Below are 11,537 nucleotides of genomic sequence, written 5' to 3'. Positions count from 1 at the left end.
CAAATGAAGGCAGGCTGGTGTCCGTGGATGGGTGCCTGGTGCCGTCTGTCCGCAGTTCTCATGCAGTGCGCGAACATCGCCGCGACCAGCGCGCCGGCGGCTTCACCCTGATCGAGTTGATGATCGTGGTGGCGATCATCGCGATCCTGGCCGCGATCGCCTTGCCCGCGTACACCAGCTACATCACCAAGACCAAGCGCGTGGCCGCGGAAGGTTGCCTGTCGGAGCACGCCAACTACATGGAGCGCTACTACACGACCAACCTCAGCTACAAGGCGGCGACATTGCCGGGGTTGGACTGCGCCAGCGCCCAGCGCACCGGTGCCGACTACAGCTACGACTTGCCGTCCTCCTCGTTGAGCGTATCGACCTACAAGATCACAGCCACGCCGAAAGGTGCGCAGCTGACCCGCGACGCCAAATGCGACACCCTCTCGCTCGACCAGACCGGCAAGCGCGATGTCACCGGTTCTGCTGGCGTGGCGGGATGCTGGTGATGCCGTGAGGTCTTCCGCACCGGCTTGGCGGGCGAACGGGAGCGAACGCTCACCCTGGTGACCGGAGGAAATCCCCTTTGGAAGCGCGAAGGAAGCAAGTTCGGCATGCTGGTACCAGGAAGTGCCGCGGCTTCATTGCGTTTCAAGCGGCTGCAGCCGCTCGCGCAGGCCGCCTTGCCGCCGGATCGGCCGCGCCAGCGCGGCGCGCAGTGCGTCGTCGGTGCTCCAGATCTCGGCATGCTCCTTCGCGCGCGAGATGGCGGTGTAGACCAGTTCGCGGGTGAGGATGCGGTTGTCGGCGTCCGGCGGCAGCAGCACGGCCACCTCGCGGTATTCCGAACCCTGGCTGCGGTGGATGGTGATCGCCCAGGCGCTGTCGTGCGCGGGCAGCGCCCGCGGCGAGTAGCTGCGCAGGCCGGCGTTGTCGTCGCGGTCGCTGAGTTCGAACCACACGCGCAGTCCTTCCGCACCTTCCAGCGCGATGCCGACGTCGCCGTTGAACAGGCCGCGGGCGTAGTCGTTGCGGGTGACGATGACGGGGCGGCCGTGGTACCAGGCGCGGCTGGCGTCGATGCCGAAACGGACGGCGAGCCGGCGCAGCACCAGCTCGTTGATGCCCTGCGCGCCGAACGGACCGTCGCGCAGCGCGCACAGGATCTGCAGCTGGCGCAGCCGCTGCAAGGCTTCGGCGGCGTCGATGGCCGGTGCCAGCAGCGACTGCAGCAGCCCGGCGTGGCGCTCGATCCAGCCGTCCACGCAGGCACGCATGGCGTGCACGGTGGGGCAGTGGCGCAGGTGCAGGTCGCCGTCGCGTCGCTGGTCCAGCAGTGCGTCCAGCCAGGCCGGGTCGGGTGCGTCGCGCAGCGCCTCGACGCCGCGCTGCAGGCCGCTGCCGGCGCGCCAGCTGTGGGTCAGCGCGAGTACCTGGCCGGCCAGCGGGGCGTCGCCGGCGGCGACATCGGGCGCCTGCTGCAGCAGCGGTGCGAGCAGGCCGGCCAGCGGCGGCGGCAGCCGCTGGCGCGGCGCGGCGGCGACGATGTCGGCCAGCACCGAACCGGCATCGACCGAGGCCAGCTGGCCCGGATCGCCGAGCAGGATCAGTACCGCTGCGGGGCGCAGCGCCTGCAGCAGCTGGCGCATCATCGCCAGGTCCACCATCGACGCCTCGTCCACCACCACGATGTCCTCGGCCAGCGGGTTGTGCGGGCCGTGGCCGAAGCTGTCGTCCATCGGCCGGTAGCCGAGCAGGCGATGCAGCGTGCGCGCCTCGGCGTGCGGGATGTGCGGCACGAGGTCGTGAAAGCCGCTGCCCGGCAGGCTGGCCTGCAGTTCGGCCTTGCCCTTGGCGACGGCCTGCGCCAGCCGCTGGGCGGCCTTGCCGGTGGGCGCGGCCAGCGCGATCGACGGCCACGCCGACAACCCGCAGGCATGCGCGTGGCGCAGCAGCATCAGCAGCATGCGCACCACGGTGGTGGTCTTGCCGGTGCCGGGGCCGCCGGTGAGCACGAAGAAACGTGCGCCGGGCACCGCGGCCACGGCGGCGCGCTGCCCGTCGGTGGCGCCGCGCGGCATGCCGGCGAACAGCGTCGCCAGGTCGTCGGCGAGGGTATCGGCTGGAATCGGCAGCGTGCGTTGCGCGCAGCGCCGCAGGATTGCCTCGGCGAGCTTCGTCTCGTGCTGCCAGTTGCGCCACAGGTAGAAGCGCCCCTGCGCATCGAGCACGAACGGGGTGAACGCGGTGCCGTTGCCGACCCAGTCGTGCCGGCGCAGCGCCTCCAGGGCATCGGCATCGAGGTCGGCGCCGGTATCCGGGTCGGCCAGCGCGGCGCAGGAATGGCCGTGGCCTTCGGCGCGGCTGGCCGCACGCACGGCGGCGGCGAGCAAGGCGGAGCCGGTGCGCCCGAGTACCCATTGCGCCAGGCTCTGGTCGATCGCGCGCTCGTCGGCGGCGGCAGGCGGCAGCGGGCGGTTCATGCCGCGGCCTCCTGCGCGCCGGCGAAGGCATCGTCGAGCGCCTCGACCAGCGCCGCCGGCCAGCGCCGCCGCCATACGCCCAGCCCGGGCGCCAGCCCCAGCGCGCGCACGAACAGGTACCAGCTTTCGCCGAGCTGGCGGCCGGCCGTATAGCCGTCCATCCTCTGACGAAGGTAGCGGTGCAGCGCCACGGTGTAGAGCAGTGCCTGCAGCGGGTAGTGGTGCGCAGCCATGGCCGCATCGAGCGGCTCGCCCCGGTAGTCGCCCAGCCGCGCGCCGAGCCAGTTGGTCTTGTAGTCGAGCACGTGGAAGCGGCCGTCCCAGGCGAAGATCAGGTCGGCGAAGCCGGTCAGCATGCCGTTCAGCGTGGTGGCATCCAGGCTGGCCGGGATCGCGTCGGCGTGGCCGTGGGCCGCGCAGATCCGGCGCAGTGTCGCCAGCGGCACCTGCCGCACCGGGAACTGGAACTCGAACTCGGCGATGCGCTGCTTCGGCGCCAGGTCGAGCAGGCGCAGGCCGCCGCCCAGGTCGGCCTGGCGCGCGCGGTCGATCATCCGGCCCACGCGTTCGAGCGCTTCCTCGTGCGCCAGATGCGGCGCGGCGACCGCCTGCGCGCCGAGCTGGCGGTGCAGCAGCTGGCGCTGGTCGGGCCACAGCGGGCCGGGCTGCGCCAGCTCGAACACCTGGTGCACGGCGTCGCCGAAGCGCGGGCCGCGCAACGGATGCAGCGCGAGCAGGCGGCCATCTTCGACCACCTCGTCCGCTTCGACCACCGGCTCTTCCGCGCCGGTTTCGTCGGCACTGCCGCTGTCGTCGATCAGCACGGCGGCGGCATGGCGGGTCAGCCCGCTGAAGCTGTGCAGCCACTGGAACGGCCGCAATGCCGGCAACGGCGCCTGGGCGGCGCGCGGCGCGGGGGCTTCGGCCGGCGGCCGGTAGCGGGTGAAGGTATCGGCGAACGGCGCGGCCAGGCGCATGCCGCCGAGTGCCGCGGCCATGGCGTCGAGCGAGGCTTCGCCCGCGGGCAGTGCCAGCTTCTGCCGGGCTTGCTCCAGCAGCAGGTCGATCGCGGCCCATTCCCAGGTCTGTGCATCGCCATCGGGCAGCGGGCCGCGGTCGACCCAGTACACGTGCACGGCGTGCACGGTGCGGGTCAGCGCCACGTAGAGCAGGCGCAGGCGCTCCTCCAGCTCCTCGCGGAAATGGCGCGCGCAGTGTTCGACGAAATGCGCTGAGCCCAGATCCACGCAGCGCTGGCCGGCATCGTCGTGGTAGCGCAGCAGCTTCGGCGCATAGCTGCCGCCCTGGCTGCGGATGCGCCACGCCAGCGGCAGGAACACGAGGGGAAACTCCAGCCCCTTGCTGGCGTGGATGGTCAGCAGCTGCACGCGGCGGGCGTCGCTCTCGATGCGCAGCTGGCGTTCGTCGGCCGCCTCGGCGTCGCCGTCGCCGCCTTCGCGGCGCATCTCCTGCAGCCAGGCGTACAGGCCGTCCAGCCCCTGCCGCGCGCCTTCTTCCGCGGCGAGCAGCTCGCCGAGGTGGCGCAGGTCGGTGAGCACGCGCTCGCCTTCCGGCAGCGCCAGCAAGGCGGTGGCGCGCGCGGCCAGCAGTTCGCCGACCAGCGCCAGCACGCCGCGGCTGCGCACCAGCGCGCGCCACGCCTCGAAGCGTTCCAGCTCGCGCTCGAACGCGGCGGGCTGCGCCTGCCACGCGTGGAACTGCTCCAGCGTGGCGCCGAGCAGGGTGGTGGCCAGCGCGCCGCGCACGGCCTGGTCGTCGTCGGCGTGCAGCACGGCGTACAGGATCAGCTCCAGCTCTCGCGCGACTTCGCCGGCGAAGATGTTGCCGCGGCCGCTGCCCACGCAGGGCACGCCGCGCGCGACCAGCCGCTGGCGCAGCGCCACGACCTGGTTGTTGGTGGACAGCAGCACGGCGACGTCGCCGGGCGTCACCGGGCGGCCACCGATCGCCTGGCGCGGGTCGTTGAGCAGTTCCGCGATGCGGTTGGCGCAATCGTCCAGCGCCAGCGCCTCGAGGTCGCCGAGCGCGTCCAGCGGCTTGCCTTTCTTGTCGAGCGCGTCACCGCGGAACGGGTGGAACACCAGCGGCTGCGCCACCGGCTGGCCGTCGACGGTGTACGGCTGCCCGTCCGCCTTGCCGGCCGGCGCGACCGGCTGGTAGCGGATCGGCAGCTGGCCGAAGCCGCCTTCGGTGTGGCCGTACCAGGCGTTCAGCGCTTCCACCAGGGCGCGGCTGGAGCGATGGTTGGTGCCCAGCGAGAAGCGCTGGCCGGCCTGTGCGCCGGCGTGCAGGTAGGCGGCGATGTCGCCGCCGCGGAAACTGTAGATGGCCTGCTTGGGATCGCCGATCATCACCAGCGTGCCGCGCTCGCGGTAGATCCGCTCGAAGATCGCGAACTGGCGCTGGTCGGTGTCCTGGAACTCGTCGATCAGGGCGACCGGGAAGGCGTCGAACAGGCGGTCGGCCAGCACCGCGTCGGCTGCCTCGCCGCACAGTCGCTGGTACACCGCGTCGATCAGCATGGAGAAGGTCAGCACGTGGCGCTGGCGCGCGCGGCGCGGCATTTCCTCGCGGCAGGTTTGCGCGGCGTCGGCGAGCACGGCGCCGCGGGTGAACACGTCGCGCAGGCCGAGCAGCGGGCGCAGTGCCTGCAGGGCCTTGATCAGGGGATGGGTGTTGAGTGGTTCGGTGCTTTCCGGCGCTTCCTGTTCGAGTACGGCATCCGGCTCGAAAGTCTTGTCGAGCCTGGCGGCCAGGGTTTCCTCATCGTTGCTTTGCAAGGCGTCGGCGATCTTGCCGAGCCGGTTCGAGAGAGCCGTCTTGCGTGGGGCGTAGAGCGATTTGTCGCCGGCGAGTCGCCGCAGTTCGGCGATGCTTGCATCGGTGCGCAAGGCGTCGAGCTGCCGTTCGAGTTCGGCCAGGCCACCGGCCTCGATGCGCGCGTCGGTGCCGTTGGCCAGCCCGCCGAGGTCGCGCAGCAGGCCTTCCGGCCCGTCCTTCAGCAGCAGCTCGGCCTCGCGCGGGTCGACCGCGCCGGTGAGGTAGCGGCGGCGCCAGAAGTCTTCCACGCATTCGCGCATCAGCTGCTGCTCGTCGAACAGCTGGTCGTCGGCGAACGCGGCGCCGCTCTGCAGCGGGTAGTCGCGCTGGATGCGCTGGCACAGCGCGTGGATGGTCGACACCGGCGCGCGGTCGAGGTCGCTGCGGGCCAGCTGGATCCGGCGCAGCGCGAGGCGGACGCTGTCGGCGTCGGGGCACAGCATGGCCAGCCAGCTTTCCAGCGGATCGACGCTGGCCGCGTCGCGCGCGGCGGCTTCGAGCAGGCGCTCGGCCTCGACCAGGCGCCGGCGCAGGCGCTCGCGCAGTTCCTGCGCGGCGGCGTCGGTGAAGGTGGTCACCAGGACCTGCTCTACCCGCAGCCCGCGTTCGAGCAGCAGGCGCAGGTAGATCACGCCGATGTTCCAGGTCTTGCCGGTGCCGGCACTGGCCTCGATCAGCACGCGCCCGTGCAGCGGCATGGCGCGCCAGTCGAGCGGGGGCAGGGCGGCGGCGGTCATGGCTGGGTGTCCTGCGTGACTTTCATCAAGGTCGTGCGCTGCGGGTCGAGCACGCCGCAGACCAGTTCGGTGGCGGCGACGAAGGCGCGATGGGCCGGGCTCTCCACGTCGAACAGCTCCAGGCCGCGGCTGAGCAGGGCCGCGTAGCCGGGCGCGTAGTCGCGTTCGCCGGGGTTGAAGCCGTCGCCTTCCCACGCCGCGGCCGCCCTGGCCAGGCGGTTCTCTGGCTCGTTGCCGGCCCAGGCCTGAGCGGCGCGCGGGAAGAACAGCAGCGGCCGCTGTGCGGCGGCCCGATACGCCTCGACCAGGCGGCGCAGGCCGTGGCGCAGCTGCTCGCCCTCCTGCGCGCGGATGGTGTCGAGCATGCCCGCCGCCTGGGCCACCAGCACGCTGCTGCCGCCTTGCGTGCGCCGGACCTGCTCCAGCAGCGTGGCCTGCAGGGGCGCGCCGTCGCCGGCACGGGCCAGTTGCAGGCAGGCCCAGTCGAGGTAGAAGTCCAGCAGGTCCTTCAGGTTGGCGGCGCGCCCCGGGCGGGCGTCGAACCACAGCAGCGTGCCGTCGGCGCCGCGGAATACGCGGTCGACCGTGCCGCTCAGGCGCAGGCCGTCGCCGAGGTCCAGCTCGATCGCCTGGGGCTGCGCCTGCGCGCCGGCGCCGGCGAACAGCGGCTGCGCCTGCGCCAGCAGGGGGCGCAGCGCGTCGCGCAGTTGCGTCCAGGTCCGCTCGCCGACCGCGCCACCGGCCAGCATGCCGGAGCGGGCCAGCCATGCCGGCGGTTCGGCGAGCAGTTCGGCGCGGCCGGCGGCGAGCGCGTCGAACAGCAGGCGGTGGTCGACCCGCTCGATTTTTTCCAGCGGCGTCTCCAGCGGCTCGCGATCCGGCCAGCCGCGGTCGTCCAGCGCCTGCAGGCTGATGCCCTGGCCACGCAGCAGGGCGTCCCGCGCGGGGTCGCGCCAGAAGCGCCTGAGCGTGCCGAGGGTGATCTCGCCGGCCCCGGTTTCCGGCGTGATCGCCGGCGTGTCGAGGAAGGGCGGCGTGCCGGCGCTGATCGATGCGGCGGCGAGGAACGCCGGCTCGTACGAGAACAGCCGCGGATCGTGCCGGGGTTGGCCCTCGGCATCACGCTCGTAGTAGCGCGCGTCGAACGGCTGCAGCGGGTGGCGCACGCGCCACGGCCGCTCGGCTGTTTCGTCACCGGCGAGGCCGTGCTGTTCGTCGAGGAACTGCAGCAGCTCGGCCAGCGGTGCGGCGGGGTTGCGCGGCTTGCCGTCGCGCACGCCTTCGCCGACGTAGCTCACGTGCAGCGCGTCGCGCGCCGACATCAGCGCTTCCAGGAACAGGTAGCGATCCTCGCTGCGCGTGTCGCGGTCGCCGCGGCGCGGCTGGGCGAGGATCTGGTTGAGGCCGGCGTCGTGGCCGGGGCGCGGGAACTCGCCTTCGTTCATGCCGAGCAGGCAGACCACGCGGAACGGGATCGAGCGCTGCGGCACCAGCCCGCAGAAGGTCACCCCGCCGAGCAGGAAGGCCTGGCGTTCCGGCACCACCTCGAGCGCGCCGCGCAGCGCCTCGCGCACCACGCTCCACGGCAGCAGGGTGTCGATGCCGGCCTCGGCGGCCTGGCCGGCGAGGCCGGCGACGAGCCGGCGCAGGGCGTCGAGCGCGTTCTGTTCGGCGGCGTCGCGCGGGTCGGCGAGGAACAGCGCGTCGAGCCGCTCCAGCAGCCACGCGCTCCATGCGGCCAGCGGACGCGCGCCGGCGAAGGCGTGGCGCAGCTGGCGCAGTTCGCCGAGCAGGCGGTCGAGCTGGCCCAGCGCCTCCACCGCGTTGCCGGCGACGCCTTCCAGCGGCAGGATGCCGTCGAGCAGGCCGTCGCCGCTGTCCTGGCCCGCGATCAGCCCGGCGTACATGCGGTCGAGGCCGAACTGCCACGAGTTCGCGTCGACTGCTGCTGCGCCGGCCTCGGCCTTCATCGCGGCATCCAGGCCCCAGGCCACGCGGGCGCGGCGCAGCCAGCGTTCCAGCGCGTCGCGCCCGCCGGCGTCGAGCGCGAAGCGCCGCGCCACCGCCGGCACGTCGAGGAAGTTCAGCACCTCGCTGACCGTGAAGCGGCTCTCGGCCAGGTCCAGCACCTGCGCGAACGCGCTCATCAGCGGGTGCGCATGCGCCAGCCCGACATCGGCCAGGTGCCAGGGCAGGTGCAGCGGGTCGTGCCGGTACTGCGCCGGCTCGCCGAACACCGCGGCGAGGTACGGCGCGTAGGCGCCGATGTCCGGCGCCATCACCACGATGTCGCGGTGCTGCAGGCTGGGGTCGTCGGCGAGGCAGCGCAGCAGGGCGTTCTTCAGCACTTCCAGTTCGCGCAGGCGGGTGTGGCAGACGTGCACGCGCAGGCTGGCGTCGTGGCGCAGCGCGGGCAGAATGTCCTCCAGCGCCACCCCGTCCACCTGTTGCGCGCCGACCAGCTCCGGCTGCAGGCAGCGGATGCTCGACTGCAGCCGGGCGAGCAGCGAGGTGGCGTCGTCGAGCGGTTCGGCCTCGTCGAGCGGGTCGCGCTCCTCGATGGCCTCGCATTCGTCCAGGGTGAGGCAGAAATCCTGCGCGATGCGACCGAGGGCGACCAGCAGCGGGTGGCCGACCTCGTAGTACAGCGCCTCCGGGTCGTCCGCGTGGGCGAGCAGGAAGCGTTGCCGGCGCAGGTAGACCCAGTGCTCGCGGCAGGGGTCGGGAAAATACAGGTGCACCGGCACATGCAGCGCGGTCGCCTGCAGCGCCGCCAGCACGTCCGGCGGCAGGTGGCTGACGCCGAACACGTGCAGCGGCGGCTCGCCGGCCAGCGCATTGCCGGTATGCAGGGCCTGCAGCAGGGCGGCACTGCGCTGCGCGCGGTGCGGCCGCGGGATGGCGGCGCGCAGCCGCTGCCACAGCGCGGCCTGCCAGTCGCCGGCGTGCCGTGCGGGGTGTTGTTCCCAGTCGAGGATCCAGTCCGGCCGGTAGATCAGGTACTGGGTGTACAGGCCGGCCAAGTGCTCGGCGAGCTGGAAGCTGCGCCGCGCCGCGTCGTCGCCGGACAGGTAGGCCGCCACTTCCGGCGCCTGCAGCGCGGGCAGCGCCATCAGCAGGCGCCAGCGCAGCAGCTCGTGCCGGTAGGCGCCGCCGATCAGCGCCTCGTCGCCCAGTGCCCGGCGCGCCGCGCGCTCGAACCACTGCCACGGCAGGATCATCTCGATGTTGGCGGCGATGCCATGGCCGCCATGCGGGCCACGGCGTTGCGCCAGGTGGCCGAGCAGCCAGCGCCGCAACCCCGGGTGCGCCACCACCACGGTCTGCGCGGCCAGCGGATTGGCCGGGCGCTGTGCTTCGAGCTGCAGCGCCAGCGCGTCGGCCAGCCGCTCGGTGCGGCTGCCGCGGTGGACGATCAGCCCGTCTGGGTTGTCCCTCATGCCTTCCTGCCCCGGTCGACGCAACCCGCACAGCATACCGAGCCATGGCGCATCGTTTGCGACCTGTCGATCCGCCGGCCTGCCGTTCGTCGTTCGCACAGAGCCGGAGTGGTCTGCCTGGCTCCCACCCGTTCGAAGGAGACACGACGATGCGCTGCATGGTGATAGTGAAGGCGAGCCCGGACTCGGAAGCCGGCGTGATGCCCAGCGAGCCACTGCTGACCGCGATGGGCCACTACAACGAGGAGCTGGTGAAGGCCGGCATCATGCTCGCGGGCGAGGGCCTGCAGCCCAGTTCGAAGGGCGTGCGGGTGAAGTTCTCGGGGCGCGCGCGCACGGTGACCGACGGGCCGTTCGCGGAGACCAAGGAGCTGATTGCCGGCTTCTGGCTGTGGCAGGTGAAGTCGATGCAGGAGGCGATCGAGTGGCTCAAGCGTGCGCCGTTCGACGACGATGCCGAGATCGAGATCCGCCAGGTGTTCGAGGCCGAGGATTTCGGCACCGAGCTCACCCCCGAACTGCGCGAACAGGAGGAACGGCTGCGCGCGCAGCTCGCCACGAAGACATGAGCCGGGTCCTGCGCGGACGCGCCGGGAGGCGCTGGTCGCGCGGCGGATGATGCCGGGCGGGAGGTGGGAAAGCAGGCGTGACTTCCGGCCTTGCGCGGGCATCGCGGGGATGCTGTGATCGGTCGCATGAGCGCGACCGACACCCATCGCACCATCGACGCCGTCTGGCGGATCGAATCGGCCCGGTTGATCGCCGGCCTCGCCCGCATGCTGCGCGACGTCGGCCTGGCCGAGGAGCTGGCGCAGGACGCGCTGGTGGTGGCGCTGGAGCAGTGGCCGCGGAGCGGCGTGCCGGACAACCCCGGCGCGTGGCTGATGACCACCGCGAAGCATCGCGCGATCGACCGGCTGCGCCGCAGCAAGCTGCTCGAACGCAAGCACGAACAACTGATGCACGAGCTGGAACACGAGCAGGAACATGCAAGAGCCGCCGACGAGGCGGCGCTGGACGATCCGTTCGGCGACGACCTGCTGCGGCTGATCTTCACCGCCTGCCACCCGCTGCTGTCGATGGAGGCGCGCGTGGCGCTGACCCTGCGCCTGCTCGGCGGCCTGACCACGGAGGAGATCGCGCGCGCCTTCCTGGTGCCCGAGCCGACCATCGCGCAGCGCATCGTGCGCGCCAAGCGCAGCCTGGCCAAGGCCGCGGTGGCGTACGAGGTGCCCCGCGGCGAGGAGATTGCCGCACGCCTTTCCTCGGTGCTCGGGGTGATCTACCTGATCTTCAACGAGGGCTATTCGGCCACCGCCGGCGACGACTGGATGCGCCCGGCCTTGTGCGAGGACGCCCTGCGTCTGGGCCGGGTACTGGCCGGGCTGATGCCGCGCGAACCCGAAGTGCATGGCCTGGTGGCGCTGATGGAGCTGCAGGCCTCGCGGTCGCGCGCGCGGGTGGACGCATGCGGCGAGCCGATCCTGCTGCTGGAACAGGACCGGTCATTGTGGGACCGGCTGCTGATCCACCGCGGCCTGGCCGCGCTGGAGCGGGCCGGGAAGCTGGGCGGCGCGCTGGGGCCGTATGCGCTGCAGGCGGCGATCGCCGCCTGCCACGCGCGCGCCTTGACCGGCGAGGAGACCGATTGGCCTGGCATCGCCGCGCTGTATCGAACCCTGGCCCGGGTGATGCCCTCGCCTGTCGTGGAACTCAACCGCGCGGTGGCTGTGGGCATGGCCGGCGGCGCGGCGGCGGGCCTGGAACTGGTCGATGCGCTGGTCGACGAGCCGAGCCTCAAGCGATACCACCTGCTGCCCGCGGTGCGCGGCGACCTGCTGGTCCGGCTGGGGCGTATCGACGAGGCGCGCCGGGAGTTCGAGCGGGCCGCTGTGCTGGCCATGAACCGGCGCGAGCGCGAGCTGATGCGCAAGCGCGCCCAGGCCTGCGGGGAGAGTACGTCGTCCGGGTGAACGAGGCCGCCCGTGCACGCCGGTGCAACGCGTGATGGATTAATGCGTGCTCCCGTGATGAAGTATGACGACGGT

6 protein-coding genes are annotated in these 11,537 nt (G+C 72.3%); 3 read left to right on the top strand and 3 right to left on the bottom strand.

The features are described 5' to 3' along the window. Positions 1-65 precede the first annotated feature (65 nt). Positions 66-497 carry a type IV pilin protein gene (locus RHOOR92_RS0105960; RefSeq protein ID WP_007510654.1) on the top strand — a complete coding sequence of 144 codons (432 nt, stop codon included), beginning with the start codon at positions 66-68 and terminating at the stop codon, positions 495-497. A 132-nt stretch (positions 498-629) separates the two neighbouring features. Here RHOOR92_RS0105960 and recD read toward each other — a convergent pair whose 3' ends face one another. Genes recD through recC form a run of 3 tightly spaced genes read right to left on the bottom strand, consistent with a single transcriptional unit; the run spans position 630 to position 9,489 of the window. Continuing rightward, entirely contained in the window at positions 630-2,471 is a 1,842-nt protein-coding gene (gene recD, locus RHOOR92_RS0105955) for an exodeoxyribonuclease V subunit alpha (RefSeq protein ID WP_027489856.1), read from the bottom strand. Then, a complete protein-coding gene (locus RHOOR92_RS0105950) occupies positions 2,468-6,049 on the bottom strand; it encodes a UvrD-helicase domain-containing protein (RefSeq protein ID WP_027489855.1) in 3,582 nt (1,193 codons plus the stop codon). Before RHOOR92_RS0105950 ends, recD begins: the two co-directional genes overlap by 4 nt. Beyond that, the gene (recC, locus tag RHOOR92_RS0105945) at positions 6,046-9,489 is read right to left on the bottom strand and encodes an exodeoxyribonuclease V subunit gamma (RefSeq protein ID WP_027489854.1); all 3,444 of its coding nucleotides are present in this window, start codon (positions 9,487-9,489) and stop codon (positions 6,046-6,048) included. Before recC ends, RHOOR92_RS0105950 begins: the two co-directional genes overlap by 4 nt. A 149-nt stretch (positions 9,490-9,638) precedes the next feature. On the opposite strand from recC, the gene RHOOR92_RS0105940 reads away from it, so the two are divergent. Both RHOOR92_RS0105940 and RHOOR92_RS0105935 read left to right on the top strand, forming a co-directional pair. Then, positions 9,639-10,058 (top strand): YciI family protein, encoded by a 420-nt coding sequence (locus RHOOR92_RS0105940; protein WP_027489853.1) that lies wholly within the window; start codon positions 9,639-9,641, stop codon positions 10,056-10,058. A 126-nt stretch (positions 10,059-10,184) separates the two neighbouring features. Next, positions 10,185-11,462 (top strand): RNA polymerase sigma factor, encoded by a 1,278-nt coding sequence (locus RHOOR92_RS0105935; RefSeq protein ID WP_027489852.1) that lies wholly within the window; start codon positions 10,185-10,187, stop codon positions 11,460-11,462. Positions 11,463-11,537 lie beyond the last annotated feature (75 nt).

The sequence above is a fragment of the Rhodanobacter sp. OR92 genome (assembly GCF_000427545.1).
Lineage (GTDB): Bacteria > Pseudomonadota > Gammaproteobacteria > Xanthomonadales > Rhodanobacteraceae > Rhodanobacter > Rhodanobacter denitrificans.
This window is presented reverse-complemented; position numbering and strand designations above follow the sequence as displayed.

Bases quoted from the DNA above. Each gene is read 5' to 3' on its own strand.
- recD (WP_027489856.1), bottom strand. From the start codon at position 2,471: ATGAACCGCCCGCTGCCGCCTGCCGCCGCCGACGAGCGCGCGATCGAC.
- RHOOR92_RS0105950 (WP_027489855.1), bottom strand. From the start codon at position 6,049: ATGACCGCCGCCGCCCTGCCCCCGCTCGACTGGCGCGCCATGCCGCTG.
- recC (WP_027489854.1), bottom strand. From the start codon at position 9,489: ATGAGGGACAACCCAGACGGGCTGATCGTCCACCGCGGCAGCCGCACC.
- RHOOR92_RS0105940 (WP_027489853.1), top strand. From the start codon at position 9,639: ATGCGCTGCATGGTGATAGTGAAGGCGAGCCCGGACTCGGAAGCCGGC.
- RHOOR92_RS0105935 (WP_027489852.1), top strand. From the start codon at position 10,185: ATGAGCGCGACCGACACCCATCGCACCATCGACGCCGTCTGGCGGATC.